Origin of the sequence: Kitasatospora sp. NPDC091207, assembly GCF_044768625.1 — a bacterium.
Taxonomy (GTDB): domain Bacteria; phylum Actinomycetota; class Actinomycetes; order Streptomycetales; family Streptomycetaceae; genus Kitasatospora.
The window spans coordinates 154,022-168,570 of record NZ_JBIVVS010000008.1; the positions used below are offsets into that span (position 1 = coordinate 154,022).

The window sequence follows — 14,549 nt, forward strand, 5'->3', positions numbered from 1 at the left end:
GCTGTTGGGGAACGCGGCCTTCGATGTGTGACATGTAAAATTGCACATGTCGCATCACATGCGGAAGGCTTCGGACCGGATTGCTTCTCGCCGCAACCGAAACGTTGTCAGGCCGGGGGCTCCGGGCGGCGGCGCGAGCGCCCTCGGCGTCGCGGGCAGGGCGGTGGCGTGCCGGCACGACGGAGCCACGACGGCGGCGCGGGGGCAGTGCGACGGCGGCGCGGGGGCGGTACGGGGGTGCGCCACGGGGCCCGGGAGGGCCCTCCCGGGCATGGCGGAGGGCCCCGCCGGTGCGGCGGGGCCCTCGGTGTTCAACGGCCCCCTGTGGGCGCCGGTGAAGCGGCCTACTGGTACTGGGTGGTGACGGTGGCGCCGGTGAAGCCCTGCTGGGCGTAGAGGCTGAAGTAGACCCAGCCGGCGGGCGGGTTGGTGATGGTCAGCGTCTCGCTGTTGCCGGCGTTGGTGGACTTGGCCAGGGCGTTGCCGGTGGTGGCCCAGCTGCTGCCGCCGTAGTAGAGGTCGGCGTTGCCGGTGCCGCCGGTGGTGGTGATGGTCAGCTGCTTCACGCCGGCGGGCAGGTTCAGGAAGCTGTAGCTGTAGTTGCCGGTGGTGGCCGCGACGTTGTCCCGGCGGCAGTTCTTGTCGAACTGGCGGGTGTCGGCGATGGTGCAGAGCGGGGCCTGGTCGGCGGCCGGCAGGGTGCCGCAGTTGTCGGCCGCGCAGGCGGTCAGCCAGGTCGCGAAGTCGGCGTCGTAGCCGGTGCCGATGGTCTGCTTCAGGAGGGTGCGGGCACCGTTCCAGTCACCGGCCCGGTACTTGGCGAGCAGCGTGTTCACGTCCTGCGGGTGCGACTGGAGCATGTAACGGACGGCCAGGTAGCCCCAGTTGTAGATCCGGGTCGAGTCGGCGTTGTCGTAGGTGGTGTCGAAGAGCTCGCTCAGCTTGTAGGTCTTCTTGCCGGCCTCGGTGATGGCGGCGGCGTTGCGCTCGTTGCGGTAGCTGTACGAGATGTACTCGGCGATGCCCTCGACCCACCAGATGGTGGGGGTGGTCATGCCGGCCTCGAAGTCGCCGGCCATGTTGTAGCGGCCGTCGAGGTAGTGGGTGTACTCGTGGTTGAGGTTCCAGATCTGGAAGGTCGGGCGCAGCCAGTCGGCCTCGTGGGCGATGAAGCGGGCCTGGTTGCCGGCCGCGACCGGGTTGCCCTCCTCGTACATGCCGCCGTTGTCGACCTCGATGCCGTACATGATCCAGGCGTACAGCGAGTAGTTGTAGTAGTCGTCGAAGGCGACGACCTCCAGGTTGGTGTTCAGGTCGCCGGGGATGGCCCCGTTGTCCTTGATGACCTTGTGGAAGAAGGCGTCCTGGTTGATCAGGCTGGTGCAGGTGTCCGACAGCTGCTGGGCCGTCATGTCCTGCGCGCGGATCCGCAGGTTGGCGTTGCAGGTGTGGTTGACGGTCAGGACCAGCGGGACGAGCCGGGTCGGCAGGTCACAGGTGCCGTAGTAGGAACAGTTGCCCTTGTCCTGCTTCTCGGCGAACCAGACCAGGTTCATGGTGAGCGGGCCGGTGGCGCCGACCAGCGGGTACCGGTTGATCAGGTCCTTGACCAGCGGGCGGCCCTGGGCCCGCAGCGCGTCGTTGCCGACCAGGTTGCCGAGCATCATGCCGATGCTGGTGACCACGTCGCCGCCGTCCATCTGGGCGGCGTTGCGGGTCACGAAGGCGGCCCAGGTGGTGGCGATGGTCGGGTCGGCCTGGAGGGCGGCGACGAAGCCGGTGTCGGCCCGCTTGGCGTCGAACCCGCCCTCGATGACCCACCCGGCGTGCTGGACGGCGGTGGCCATCGCCTTCGGCCAGCCGCTGGTGTAGCCGGCCAGCAGGCGCTTGACGACGCCGGCGTACCGGCCGTTCTCGTCGGCGCTGTCGATCAGGGTGACGGCCTCGTTGAGGGTCGCGCCGTTGGCCTCGGTGGCGTCCTGGCTGCGCGGGGCCGCGAAGAAGGCGTCCAGCGAGCCGCGGATCGAGGTCTTCAGCGGGGTGCCGTAGTTGCCGACGGCGGCCGTGTTCTTGCCCTGCACGTAGTAGCCCGCGCGCAGGAACATCACCAGCTGGCCGATGCCCGCGCTGTTGTCGCCGGTGTAGGCGGCCGAGGCGGTGCGCAGCGCGTCGGAGACGGTCACCATCTGGGCCTCGTTGAAGACCTTGCCGGCGTCGGTTCCGGTGAGGTCGAACAGCGGGTAGGTGCAGGTGACGTCGGGGAGCGCCTTGAGCTGCTGGACCAGCGCGCTGCCCGAGGCGGCCATCACGCCGGAGATGTTGCAGTCGACCCCCGCGGCGGCGGCCGAGAACTGCTTGGCGCTCTTGGTGGCGGCGGCCGGGGTCTGCGGGGCCGCCTTGGTGGCGGTCTCCTTGCCGGCGCTCTCGGCGGCGAGCGGGCGCCCGCCGGTGCTCGCGTCGGGGGACTTGGGTACCGGGATCGACTTCGGCGCGGCTGCCGAGGGGGCACCGGTGGTGGCCTTGGCCGCGGGTGCGGCCGATCCCACCGGTGCGGCCTGGCTCTGGGGGGCGAGCAGGCCGAGCGCGATGAAGAAGGCCGCGCCGAGCGCGGGCACGCCGCGCATCGTGGCCTTGGATATCCGGGAGGGACGCATCTGTGGGGGCCTCCGGGGCCGTTCGGGGCCGCGTTGTTGGGGGACGCGACCGCTCGATGTGTGACATGTAAAATGGCACATGTCGCACGGTGGCGGGAAGGCCTCAGGTCGGATTGATCCCCGCCGCAACCGAAACGTTGTCAGAAGACAGTCAGATCGCCGGGGCGGCCGGGGTCGCGGGGGAGCGGGTCAGGCGGCCCGCGGCGCGGCGAGCGGGGTGAGCGCCGCGAACTCCAGCGGCGCCGACGGGTCGATCGACAGCCCGGCCGGCGCCGGCTCGGCACCCGCCCGGACCAGCAGGTCGCCGATCGCGGCGACCATCGCGCCGTTGTCGGTGCACAGCCGTAGCGGCGGCACCCGCAGGGTGATCCCCGCCGAGGCGCAGCGCCGCTCGGCCAGCGCCCGGACCCGGGAGTTGGCCGCGACGCCGCCGACCACCACCAGGGTCGAGATCCCGTGGTCGGTACAGGCCCTGACGGCCTTGCGGGTCAGCACGTCGGCGATCGCCTCCTGGAGCGCGGCGGCCGCGTCGGCGACGTTCGGCTCGGTACCGGCCGCGCGGTGGGACTCGACCCAGCGGGCGGCCGCGGTCTTGAGGCCGGAGAAGGAGAACGCGTAGGGGGCGTCGTCGCGGCCGGTCAGCGGACGCGGGAAGCGGACGGCCTTCGGGTCGCCCTCGCGCGCGGCCCGGTCGATCGCCGGCCCGCCGGGGTAGGGCAGGTGGAGGATCCGGGCGACCTTGTCGAAGCACTCGCCGGCCGCGTCGTCCAGGGTGTCGCCGAGGTGGACGATCGGATCGCGGGCGAGGTCGCGGACCAGCAGCAGCGAGGTGTGCCCGCCGGAGACGATCAGCACCACGCAGGGGTTCGGCAGCGGCCCGCCGTCCAGTGTCGCGGCGGCGACGTGCCCGGCCAGGTGGTGCACGCCGTAGAGCGGGACGCCGAGCGAGAAGGCGTAGCCCTTGGCGGCGGCCACCCCGACCTGGAGCGCCCCGGAGAGGCCGGGCCCGGCCGTCACCGCGACGGCGCCGACATCGGCGAGGGTCAGCCCGGCCTGCCTCAGGGCTTCCTGGACGACGGGGGCCATCGCGTGCACGTGCGCGCGGGCGGCGATCTCCGGCACCACACCACCGAAGCGGGCGTGCTCGTCCATGCTGGACGCCAGCGCCTGACCGAGCAGCCGCCCGTCCTGGACGAGGCCGGCGCCGGTCTCGTCGCAGGACGACTCGATCCCCAGCACCACCGGCGATCCGGTCATGGTCACACACCCTTAGCGCTCATTACATTCGAGCGTCCATTGTGCACGACGGGACACGGGGAATATGCAGGAGCCCACCCTTCGTTCCTGCAAGCCATACGCAATAGTGTGGTCCCGGCACGATCACCACCGCTGAACTCGCTGAAAGGGCCCGTCTCCTGATGAGCACCTACTCGCTTCCCGACCTGCCGTACGACTACTCCGCCCTGGAGCGGGCGATGTCCGCCGAGATCCTGGAGCTGCACCACTCCAAGCACCACGCGGCCTACGTCAAGGGCGCCAACGACACCCTTGAGCAGCTGGCCGAGGCGCGCGACAAGGAGCAGTTCGGCGGTCTGGTCGGCCTGCAGAAGACCTTCGCCTTCCACCTCTCCGGCCACGTGCTGCACTCGCTGTTCTGGGAGAACCTCTCCCCGGAGGGCGGCGACCGTCCCGAGGGCGCCCTCGCCGACGCGATCACCGAGCACTTCGGCAGCTTCGAGGCGTTCAAGAAGCAGCTCACCACCGCCACCACCGGCGTCCAGGGCTCCGGCTGGGGCATCCTCTCCTGGGAGCCGCTCGGCAAGCGCCTGATCGTCGAGCAGGTCTACGACCACCACGGCAACGTCGGCCAGGGCACCACCCCGCTGCTGGCCTTCGACGCCTGGGAGCACGCGTACTACCTGCAGTACCGCAACGTCCGCCCGGACTACGTCACCAAGCTCTGGGACGTCGTCAACTGGCAGGACGTCTCGACCCGCCTCGCGGCGGTCACCGCGGCCTGACCGGGCCAACGCAAGGGGGCCGGCCCCGGACCGCACGCGGTCCGGGGCCGGTTCACCTCCGCATTCCCTCCGGCCACAGCACCTCCACCGGCACACCCTGCCGCCGCGCGTACGCGACGACGTCCGCCGTCCCGCCGAACCCGCGTGCCGGCAGGCCGTCCCAGACGGCGAGGAGCCGGTCGACCTGCCTGACGAGAAGCTCGCTCGCCGCCATGTGGGCCGCCTCGTCGGACTCGACCCGCCCGATCCGGTGAACGGCGGCCGCGCCGTGCAGCAGTCGGTCGTAGACGTCGTGATGCCATTCCGGAAGCCCGGCCCGGTACTCGTCGGCCGGCACGACGACTTCCAGTCGGGCGCCCCGGTCGAGCGCGACCTCGGCCAGCCACGCGTCCGGCCCGTCCGCGATGCAGGACACGACGGTCAGCCGGCTCCGGTCCTCTCCCGCGAGCGCGCCTTCCAGCAGCCACCGGATCTGCCCCTCCACCTCGGCTGTGAGCCCTCGGTGCCCCGTGATCCCGATCCGCATTCCGTCACCCCACGGCGTTCGCGCGCTTGGCGAGTTTCGCCAGCTCCGGTGGTGCGCTCCGTCCTGCGATGAGGATGAGTTCACGGATCGTCGCCCGGGCCGCCACGTGGGCCCGGACGCTCTCGGGTGCCAGTTCCTCGGCGCGCAGGAGGCATTCGAGGGCCTCCCCGAGCTGACGCCTCTGAGCGTGGGCCCTCCCGAGGTCGATCAGTAGCCTGGACCTCCGCTCGGACGAGAGCTGCCCGGCGTCGATCCGGTGGCCAAGGTCCAGGGCCTCGCCCGCGTCGCCGAGGTCGACCGCCGTCGAGACGGCCTGGATCTCCACATTGGTGGGGCCGAACTCCAGATTGAAGTCGTTGCGGTCCTCGCCGAGTCGGGCCGCGATCTCGCGGGCGGTGCCGAGTTCGTTCCGTGCCTTGTCGCGTTGGCCGGCGCGGGCGGCGGCCAACGCGAGAACCAGGTGGAGTGCGCCGAGTACGGAAAGTGCCTCCGGCGACGGGCTGGTTGTCGAGGCGTAGCGCCGTAGGGCGGCCGCCGCGCTCCCGGCTGCGTGTTCTGCCTGGTCGAGTCGTTGAAGCCGGACGAACGCGTGGGCCAGCCGGTAGATGCCGGCAAAGACGTACAGGTGGTGCCCGGACTGTTCGGCCGCTCGGACGGCTCGATCTGCGGCCACCCATGCCGCGTCGCCTTCGTCCTGGCGGACGAAGGCGGCTGCGACAGCCTGGTAGGCCTGGGTGAGGAGGAGATGGATCTCGGGGCGTTCGTCCGGGGCAGAGGTCCGTGCTGCCCGCTCCAGCCGTGGCAGGACATCGGCCATGGCCGTGCTCAACTCGGCGAATCGCGCGCTGTGCGTCAGGTGCCAGAGTCCTTCGACGGCAGCGGTTAGCTCGGTGAGGTCGGGAGTCTCTGCCGGGGAGCTGTCGTCGAGCAGCGCATCGAGAGCGGGATGCCCCGAGAGCGACAGCCGCGCCAGGTCGAGGTCGTTGGGCCGGTCCGCGGTCGAGTGCGCGGGCACCCCGGGTGACGGTGCGTCGGGCCGCAGCGTCTGAATGGACACGCCGAGGCCGTTGGCCAGCAGCTGGAGTACGTCGAGGCGGACCACCGGTTGAACGCCACGCTCGACCTGAGACACCCAACTGGCGGTTCGACTGATGGCGGCGGCGAGCTGATCCTGCCTCATGCCGCGACTCTTGCGGAGCTGGGCGACCCGGGCGCCGAACGCCCGCTGCTCATCGGGGTTCACCGGGCGGCCTGGTCGCCGGACGAGCCCTTGCCGGCGATCTCGTCCAGGAACGTGACGTCGAACGATTCGAGGTACTGGCCGCGTTCGGCCAGGAACCGGCGGGTGTGGGGCTGGCGTTCGTGCTCCTCGAACGCTTCCCGGTCCGCGTACAGCTCGTAGAAGACTCGCACGCGCGGCTCGTCCGGTACGGCGTGATTGACGTAGACGAGGGTGCCGGGCTCCTCGGATCGGATTCCTTCGAGCGCCTCCCTCGCCAGTTCGTCGAAGGCGCGGGCCGCTACCGCGTCGCGGGCGACGAAGCGCACAACAAGACCGAACCCCATAACTCTCCCCTTCCGGCTGGAGGATTGAGTCTCGCACGAGTCGATGAAGAGCTGCGAGTAGCAGAACTCCTTGACTCGCAGATTCTCTGCGACTACTTTAAGTGGTGCCACCGTGGCTGAGTGCTACGAATGGCGTCCCTTCCGCTGCCGTCCACGGGCGGCCGCTGCCTCGTGGGTGGGCCTGAGAGCCGATGACGCTCTCAGGCCCACCTGAAGCGATGGAGGAGCAATGAGGTGGAACATGATCGTCAGTCCGCTCAGCACCGCGCGGTTCCCGGTTCCGGTCGAGTGGGGTGCGCCGCCGGGTGTGGAGGCGGTGCCGGCGGCACGGCGGATGGTGATGGCGGTCGTGCGGGACTGGGGCGTGGCACTCGCGCCCGGCGTGCTCCAGGACGTGGAGCTGTGTGCGAGTGAGGTGATCGCCAACGCTCTGGTGCACACCGAGCCCGCCTGCACGGTGACCGTCCGGCGCCGTGCCGGACGACTGCGGGTGGAGGTCGCGGATCGGTGCCCGGCACTCCCACGGCGGGAGCGTGAAGCCGAATCCTGCGGTGGGCGTGGGTTGTTGCTGGTGGCGGAGCTGGCGCAGGCCTGGGGGTGGTACCCGGCGGGGATGGGCAAGGTCGTCTGGTTCGAGTTCCAGGAACCCGCTGAAACGTCGTGCCCCACCCACGGGTGGGGCACGGCCTGCGACCTCCACTCCCTGCCCGAGGTGGCGTGATGACGGGGCTCGACGGGTCGACCGTGGTGCGCCTGGTGTGGGGGCTTCTCTTCTCGGCCGTCGTGACGGTCGGGTTCGCCAAGGGCTGTGACCGACGACCGCCGGTGTCGGGCCCCGCTGACGGATCGCCGGACGGCACTGGAACGGGCTCGGACCGCTCTCGCGGGTCCGGGCCGGGCCGTCGAGAGACACGTACGTACCGAGCGAGGGGATTCCCATGTCCGATCCACCAGGACGTGAGCGGTACCGGCGGAGGATCGCTGCTGTACCGCGAACCCTGGTCGTCCAGCCCGACGGGTACTGCAACGTCGGCTGTGACTACTGCTACCTGCCCGAGAAGGGCCGACGCACGCCGATGCCGCTTCGCGTCGCCGAAGCGGTGGCCCGCTCCGCCGCACAGTTCGCGACTCCCGCCGCGCCGGTCGATCTGGTATGGCACGCCGGTGAGCCGCTCACGGTCGGGGTGCGGCGTTTCACCGAGCTCGCCGAGCCTTTCGAATCCCTGCGCCGTGCGGGGGCACTGCACCACTACGTGCAGACCAACGGCACTCTGATCAGCGACCGGTGGTGCGAGTTCTTCGCCGAACGCGAGGTCCGTGTGGGCGTGAGCGTCGACGGCCCGGCCGGCTGCAACACCGCGCGGGTGGACCGGCGCGGTCGGCCGATCTTCGATCGCATCATCAAGGGGATTCTCCGGCTTCGTCGCCATGGGATCGGCTTCTCCGTGATCGCCGTCGTGACGGCGGAGAGCATCGGGCGGCCCGAGGAACTGCTGGAATTCTTCGACTCTCTGGGGTGCCACACGGTCGGCTTCAACATCGAGGAGAGCGAGGGCGTCAGCACTGATCGGCTGACCCCGTCCTTCGAGGATGCCACCGAGTTCTGGCGTCGCACGATCGCGTGGACTCGCAGGCATCCGGGCCTGAAGGTGCGGGAGATCGACAGGCTCGGCGGATACCTGCGCTCGCTGCGGATGGGGAACGGAAGCCGGGCGGTGTTGATCGACCCGATCCCCACCGTGTCGTCTGCCGGAGATGTCGTTCTCCTGTCCCCCGAGCTGGCGGGCATTACTGCGCCCGCCTACCGGAACTTCAGGGCCGGAAACGTCCTGGACCACACGATCGGCGAGATGCTCGCGGCCGCCCACCGACTGCGCTACGTGGACGAGTTCCTGACCGGCCTGGACGCGTGCGAGGCCACCTGCGAGTTCTTCGGTTTCTGCCGGGGCGCGCAGGCTGGCAACCGGTACTTCGAGAACGGCAGCTTCGACACCACCGAAACGAGCTACTGCCGCGTGTCGCGGCAGGCCCTTCTCGTCGCCCTGTCCGATACCGTCCGCAAGGAGACCGCAGCATGACCCTGCTCGAACTGTTGGCCACCACTGAAGCCGACGTGATCACCGATCTGGTGGAGGCGACGACAGCCGATTCCGTCGTCGCGAAGTTCGACAACCGGCCCACCTGGGCCAACAACACGCCCAAGTTCGACAACCGGCCGACCTGGGACAACTGGAACAAGAAGTAGCCCGCCGACGATGCTGGGCCCGCGAGGTGATCGCGGGCCCAGCGGTTCCCGAGAGAGACACGATCATGGACACCCGCACCTTCGGCCGCGTTCGCGTCACCCTGCCGGACCTCGCCGACGGCTACCTTTTGAATGTCACCACCTTGGAGAACAGCCGTGGCACCGTTCAGGACTTCCAGTACGCCGACGCCGACCTGCGCGATCTCGATCTGGCGCACGCCCGGCTGATCACCGGCCGCATCGGCAACCTGCGTGCCGCCCGGGTCCGGCTGGAGGACGTGCGCGCCGACTCGGTCGAGTTCGACGGCTGCGACCTCGGATCGGCGCAGTGGGCGGACGGCAAGCTGTCCCGGGTGGTCTTCCGTAACTGCAAGATCATGGGTGCGAATCTCAGCGGTCTCACGCTGGACAACGTGATCTTTGAGAACTGCAGGCTCGACTACTCCAGCTTCGAGCAGGTCCGCGCCACCGGGCCGGTCGCGTTCTCCCGGTGTGTCCTCTCCGAGACGACGTTCACCGGATGCGATCTGACCCGCGCCATCCTGGAGGACTGCACGCTGCGCGCCACCGAGTTCGGGCGTGGCACCTACAAGGACGTGGACCTGCGCGGGAACGAGCTGAGCGGTGTCAGAGGCGTGGCCAACCTGGCGAGGGTCATCATCGACCACGCGCAGCAGGCTGACCTCGGTCAGGCGCTTGCCGCCGAGCTGGCGGTCACGTGGGGGGAGGACCTTCCGGTCGGAAGGGCGGGCCGATGAGCCTCGCCGTCGCAGTCGGGTTCGACCTTCTGGCCGACCGGTGTGAGGTGGCCGATGTGCGCGCCGTTCACGGACACCGGGCGTACGAGGAAAGCGCCGTGGTGCCCTCCGGCCCCTGGCGGGCGCTGACCCGGGAACTCGCCGAGTTCCTGGCGCCGGCGGTCGACACCCCGGGTGAGGTTCTGGTGGAGCTGGTCGATGTCAGGAGCATCGACCGCACCCGGCTTGACCGCCCGGGCGTTACCCACCTCGGCCGGGCGTGCAGCCCGGCCGACACGCTCACCACCACACCGAACCACCGTGACGGCCGGTTGATCGGCCTGCACCTCGACAACTGGGACAAGCTCCCGTACGCGGCCAAGCACACGGGTCGCCGCCGACTGTGCGTCAACCTCGGGCCCGGCGCTCGCTACCTGCTCGTCTGCGACCAGGACGCCCGGGCCATCTGTCGTGCTGTGCACAGCGACTTCGTCTCTCGCTACCCGCACACCGACGACCTGCGCAGCTACGTGGCCGAAGGTCTGCCCCTGCGCTGCTACCGGCTGCGTCTCGACCCCGGCGACGGCTACGTGGCTCCCACCGAGTTCCTGCCCCACGACGGCTCCACCGAGGGGCAGCGGGAGTCAACTGCGGTCTTCTGGCTCGGTCGTTGGCCGCAGGGTGCATTCGCGGCGGCCAACGACGGCTGAGTCGGGCAAGGCGGCGGCCCCGGCCCGGTGTGCACCGGGCCGGGGCCGTGGTTCCGTGGCGTCAGGCCGTGCGGAAGCCGTCCAGGATCCTCCCGGATCCCACAGCCATGGCGGTGCGGCTCACCCAGCTCTTGGACGACGGCGGATACGTCCTCGCCTCGCCGTTCTGGAGCGAGAAACCGCTCCCGCCCAGTATCGCTGCGTTGCGCCGGGACGTCTTTGGCATCAGCAGCCCGATGGAGAGCCGTGAGCAGGCCCTGGCGCTCTTCAAGGGATTCGACGTTCTTCATCAGGCGGACCACACACTCGTCCCCGAGAGTGACGCCGACATCCAGCACTACTGCGTCTCCACAGTCGACCGGGCGTGTGCGCAGTCCGGTGTCCAGGAGCCGGTGGTGCGTGCGGCGATGATCTCCCGCTTGCGCTCGATCAAACACGCCACCAACCGGCTTCGCGAACACCAGAGCTTCTCGGTTCTGGTCCTGCGCTATAGCGCGAGCACCTACCCTCGTCGCTTCGTCGAACTCTTCTGACCAGCACTCCAGGATCCCTGAAGATGGAGGTGCAGCAAGTGATTGTTTTCGTGAACGGCCCGTTCGGCGTGGGCAAGAGCACCACTGTCCGCATCCTCGCCGACGACCTGCCCGAGGCATTGGTCATCGACCCCGAGAAGGTCGGGCACATGCTGTGGGCCCAGCTACCTCAACGGCTGAGGACAGAGGAGTTCGAACTGGAGCCGGTCTGGCCGGCGCTGACCCGCTGCCTCATCGATGAGTCGTCGCGGGCGTACAACCGGACGCTTCTCGTACCGATGACCATCGCGCGGACCGCAGTGCTCGCACAGATCGTCGGACCGCTGCGCAAACAGGGGCATGACGTCCAGCACTTCACCCTGCTCGCCGACGCCGCGACGATCCGCGACCGTCTCCGGGCCCGCGGTGAGGGCCCGGACGAGTGGGGTGAACTCAGCTGGGAAGGCCTTCAGGTCGAACGCTGCATCGCTGCTCTCAGCGAGCCCGTGTTCGCCACGCACCTGGAGACCGGCAACCGCAACCCCCGTGCTGTGGCGGACGAGATCCTCCGCCTCACCGGACTTCAGCAGGCGCGGAAGGCAAGGACGTAGGAAGGCCGAGGTGGGGCGGGTCCGATCGGAGCCGCCCCACCTCTCTTTACGCGACGCTAAGCAGCGTCCTGATGCGCTCCGCACCGAGCGCCAGCAGGAGCGTCGGCAGCCGCGGACCGGTGTCCCGGCCGACCAACAGCGTGTACAGCAGCGAGAACAGCGCACGCTGGGCGGCCTTCAGCTCCGGGGTGGCGGGCGCGTCCAACTCCAGTCCGGCCTGCAACTTCGGAATCCCGTACACGAGCGAAGTCAGTCCGGGCAGGGACCAGTGCTCACCCAGCCCGTCGAGCAGGAGCTTGAGCGCCTCACGTTCGGTCGGCGACAACTGTTCCAGCCGGGCATGGTCGGGCTCGGTTCGGACCTGCGTGCGCTCCTCGGTAGGAACGTAGCCGGTCACCCAGGCCTGCGCGCGGTCGAGCCGCGGACGGGCGTGGTCCAGGGTTGTTAGCGGAGCATCCACCGTGATGTCCCGCAGGATGCGGAGTGTCTGCTCCTCGTCGCCGGTGGTGATGTCGGCCACGGAGGCTAGCGTCCGGAACGGCAGAACCTGTTCGGTGCTCGGCAGCGTTCGAGTGGCGGACCCGATCGACCTCTCGCGTACGGCCAGCTCCGTGGCCTCGGCCTGGCCGGCGCTGACCTTTCGGCTGAGGGCGTCCCACTCGTCGTAGAGCCGGTTGACCTCCTGGTCGAAGGCCACAGTGATGGCCTGGTTCGGCTTACGCCGGGCGTACAGCCAGCGCAGCAGCGGCGCTTCGAGGATCTGGAGGGCATTCGTGGGAGTCGGGGCCCCACCGGCAGATCCGCTCATCTTGGCGGCGCCGCTGATGCCGACGAACGAGTAGCCGAGATAGGAGGGCGGCTGACCATCGAAGATCTCCCGCACCAGCTGGGAGCCTACGGTGAAGCTGGAACCGGGGGAGGAGTGATCGACGCCGCCAGCCTCGAAGGTGACGCCCTCATACGCCCAGCGCATCGGCCAGTCGACCTTCCAGACCAGCTTGCCGCCGCCGTTGCCCTCGGAAAGGGCGAAGCTGCCGTCTTGCCCGCACTCGCAGGTGTAGCGGATCTCAGTACTGTCCTCGTCGAAGGAGCTGACAGTCGTGGTGTCCCGCCCGCATGCGGTGCAGTACGGCTTGTACGGGTAGTAGTCGCTGCCGGCGCTCTCGCCCTCGTCCTCCTCGTCAGGCGCCTCTGTCTTCTTAGTGCGGTACCGGCCCAGGACAGTGTTGATCTTCTCCCGGTTCCGCATCGTATGGAGAATCTGCTCCCGATACGCGCCCGAGGTGTACATCTGGGTCTGGCTGATCTCAGTGACCTCGACGCCGAGATCCGCTAGCGCGGCCCGGAACGGAATCTTGAAGTGCTCCGCCCAGCTCTCGTGCTCGCCGCAAGGGTCCGGTACTGCCGTGAGCGGCCGCCCGATGTGCTCGGCGAACGAGGCCGGCAGCCCAGCCGGGACCTTGCGCAACCGGTCGTAGTCGTCCCAGGAAAGGATGTGCTTGCACTCCAGCCCGCGACGCCGGATCTCGTCGGCAACGAAGTGCGGGACCATGATCTCCCGCAGGTTGCCCAGGTGGATCGGCCCCGACGGGCTGATACCGGATGCGCAAACGAGGGGCGAGTCAGGGCCACGGCGTTTGCCCTCGGCGATGACCTGGTCCGCTGCCGCAGCCACCCAATCGCCTTGCTTCACGCCTGCCACGGTCCGCCTCCTTGTATCGCCTGGTGGGACAGGAGAAGGATACGGCTAGCAGGGGAGGGGGTTCGGCCCACACACCCGAACGATGCCCGACACGATATGATTTGACGGATAATCAAGACTGTGATAGTTGGCGCGAGACGTGTGAAGTGCCGTGTCCCACGCATGGGTGGGACACGGCACTCAACCTTCACGCCTTTGTGCGAGGTGGCGTTGTGGCGACCGTCGGGCGCCTTGTGCGGTGGCCGGGTTCGCGGCCGGCTGTGATCGTTAGGGCGAGGTGCCGAAGAAGGCGTCCAGGATCTGCTGGGCCGCCAGGCTCGCCGGGACGGTGCCCTCGCGGACCCGGTGTTCCAGGGTGGGGGCGAGGGCGCGGACCTCGGGGTGCTCGTGGAGTCGGGAGAAGAGCTGGTCGTGCACCATCGCCCACGTCCACTCCACCTGCTGGGCGCGGCGCTTGGTCTCCAGCGCGCCGGTGGCGTCGAGGACCTTGCGGTGCTGCTGCAGCCGTTCCCACAGCACGTCGAGCCCGGTGCCGTCGCGGCCGCTGCAGGTGAGCACCGGGGGTGTCCAGGGGGCGTCCGGGGCCTGCAACAGGCGCAGCGCGCCAGCGAGTTCGCGGGCGGCGGCCTTGGCGTCGGTCTCGTGCGGTCCGTCCGCCTTGTTGACCGCGATCACGTCGGCGAGCTCCAGTACGCCCTTCTTGATGCCCTGGAGCTGGTCCCCGGTGCGGGCCAGGCTGAGCAGCAGGAAGGTGTCCACCATGCCCGCGACCGCGGTCTCCGACTGTCCGACGCCGACCGTCTCGATCAGCACCACGTCGTAGCCGGCGGCCTCCATCACCACCATCGACTCCCGGGTGGCCCGGGCCACCCCGCCGAGCGTTCCGGAGGTGGGGGAGGGGCGGACGAAGGCGTCGGGGTCGACCGCGAGCCGCTCCATCCGGGTCTTGTCGCCCAGGATGGAGCCGCCGGTCCGGCTGGACGTCGGGTCGACGGCGAGCACCGCGACCCGGTGGCCCAGGGCGGTGAGCCGGGTGCCGAAGGCGTCGATGAAGGTCGACTTGCCGACACCGGGGACGCCGGTGATGCCCACCCGGACCGCCCCGCCCGCGTGCGGCAGCAGCATGGTCAGCAACCGCTGCGCCAGCGCGCGGTGGTCGGGCCGGGTGGACTCCACGAGGGTGATGGCCCGCGCGATGTAGGCGCGCGAGCCGTCCCGCACCCCCTGGGCGTACTGGTCGAGGTCGATCGTCCGGGGCGCCATCG

The 14,549-nt window shown here is 69.6% G+C and carries 15 protein-coding genes; 8 read left to right on the plus strand and 7 right to left on the minus strand.

Features of this window, described 5'->3' with window-relative positions; genetic code table 11:
* Positions 1–344 precede the first annotated feature (344 nt).
* Both ACIQTO_RS16465 and tsaD read right to left on the minus strand, forming a co-directional pair.
* Positions 345–2,654, minus strand: a complete 2,310-nt coding sequence (locus ACIQTO_RS16465) for a collagenase (protein WP_402388282.1) — start codon at positions 2,652–2,654, stop codon at positions 345–347.
* A 189-nt stretch (positions 2,655–2,843) separates the two neighbouring features.
* A complete protein-coding gene (gene tsaD / locus ACIQTO_RS16470) occupies positions 2,844–3,911 on the minus strand; it encodes a tRNA (adenosine(37)-N6)-threonylcarbamoyltransferase complex transferase subunit TsaD (RefSeq protein WP_402388283.1) in 1,068 nt (355 codons plus the stop codon).
* 161 nt (positions 3,912–4,072) lie between these two features.
* Here tsaD and ACIQTO_RS16475 point away from each other — a divergent pair, with 161 nt between their 5' ends.
* Positions 4,073–4,675: a superoxide dismutase gene (locus ACIQTO_RS16475; protein WP_402388284.1), complete on the plus strand. Its 603-nt coding sequence runs from the start codon at positions 4,073–4,075 to the stop codon at positions 4,673–4,675.
* A 52-nt stretch (positions 4,676–4,727) separates the two neighbouring features.
* Here the strand turns inward: ACIQTO_RS16475 and ACIQTO_RS16480 are convergent, their stop codons facing one another.
* Genes ACIQTO_RS16480 through ACIQTO_RS16490 form a run of 3 tightly spaced genes read right to left on the minus strand, consistent with a single transcriptional unit; the run spans position 4,728 to position 6,767 of the window.
* The gene (locus tag ACIQTO_RS16480; protein ID WP_402388285.1) at positions 4,728–5,201 is read right to left on the minus strand and encodes a hypothetical protein; all 474 of its coding nucleotides are present in this window, start codon (positions 5,199–5,201) and stop codon (positions 4,728–4,730) included.
* 4 nt (positions 5,202–5,205) lie between these two features.
* On the minus strand, positions 5,206–6,444 hold the full coding sequence (locus ACIQTO_RS16485; protein WP_402388286.1) for a helix-turn-helix domain-containing protein: 1,239 nt from the start codon (positions 6,442–6,444) through the stop codon (positions 5,206–5,208).
* Complete coding sequence (locus tag ACIQTO_RS16490) at positions 6,441–6,767, minus strand: putative quinol monooxygenase (RefSeq protein ID WP_402388287.1); 327 nt, start codon at positions 6,765–6,767, stop codon at positions 6,441–6,443. The genes ACIQTO_RS16485 and ACIQTO_RS16490 overlap by 4 nt, the downstream gene beginning before the upstream one ends.
* A 241-nt stretch (positions 6,768–7,008) precedes the next feature.
* Here ACIQTO_RS16490 and ACIQTO_RS16495 point away from each other — a divergent pair, with 241 nt between their 5' ends.
* The 7 genes from ACIQTO_RS16495 (at position 7,009) to ACIQTO_RS16525 (ending at position 11,582) form a co-directional block, all read left to right on the plus strand.
* Positions 7,009–7,488 (plus strand): ATP-binding protein, encoded by a 480-nt coding sequence (locus tag ACIQTO_RS16495; RefSeq protein ID WP_402388288.1) that lies wholly within the window; start codon positions 7,009–7,011, stop codon positions 7,486–7,488.
* A gap of 217 nt (positions 7,489–7,705) precedes the next feature.
* The gene (gene amcB / locus ACIQTO_RS16500; RefSeq protein WP_402388289.1) at positions 7,706–8,845 is read left to right on the plus strand and encodes a cyclophane-forming radical SAM peptide maturase AmcB; all 1,140 of its coding nucleotides are present in this window, start codon (positions 7,706–7,708) and stop codon (positions 8,843–8,845) included.
* Entirely contained in the window at positions 8,842–9,012 is a 171-nt protein-coding gene (gene amcA / locus ACIQTO_RS16505; RefSeq protein ID WP_402388290.1) for a multiple cyclophane-containing RiPP AmcA, read from the plus strand. The genes amcB and amcA overlap by 4 nt, the downstream gene beginning before the upstream one ends.
* 65 nt (positions 9,013–9,077) lie before the next feature.
* A complete protein-coding gene (locus tag ACIQTO_RS16510; protein WP_402388291.1) occupies positions 9,078–9,770 on the plus strand; it encodes a pentapeptide repeat-containing protein in 693 nt (230 codons plus the stop codon).
* Positions 9,771–9,826: 56 nt separating this feature from the next.
* A complete protein-coding gene (locus ACIQTO_RS16515; protein WP_402388292.1) occupies positions 9,827–10,459 on the plus strand; it encodes a hypothetical protein in 633 nt (210 codons plus the stop codon).
* Positions 10,460–10,566: 107 nt separating this feature from the next.
* Positions 10,567–10,992 carry a hypothetical protein gene (locus ACIQTO_RS16520; protein WP_402388293.1) on the plus strand — a complete coding sequence of 142 codons (426 nt, stop codon included), beginning with the start codon at positions 10,567–10,569 and terminating at the stop codon, positions 10,990–10,992.
* Between the two features lie 23 nt (positions 10,993–11,015).
* On the plus strand, positions 11,016–11,582 hold the full coding sequence (locus tag ACIQTO_RS16525) for an AAA family ATPase (RefSeq protein ID WP_402388294.1): 567 nt from the start codon (positions 11,016–11,018) through the stop codon (positions 11,580–11,582).
* Positions 11,583–11,628: 46 nt separating this feature from the next.
* On the opposite strand, the gene lysS is transcribed toward ACIQTO_RS16525, so the two are convergent.
* Positions 11,629–13,284, minus strand: a complete 1,656-nt coding sequence (gene lysS, locus ACIQTO_RS16530; RefSeq protein WP_402388295.1) for a lysine--tRNA ligase — start codon at positions 13,282–13,284, stop codon at positions 11,629–11,631.
* Positions 13,285–13,551: 267 nt separating this feature from the next.
* Positions 13,552–14,547, minus strand: coding sequence for a methylmalonyl Co-A mutase-associated GTPase MeaB (gene meaB, locus ACIQTO_RS16535; protein WP_402388296.1), 996 nt, complete (start codon positions 14,545–14,547; stop codon positions 13,552–13,554).
* Positions 14,548–14,549 lie beyond the last annotated feature (2 nt).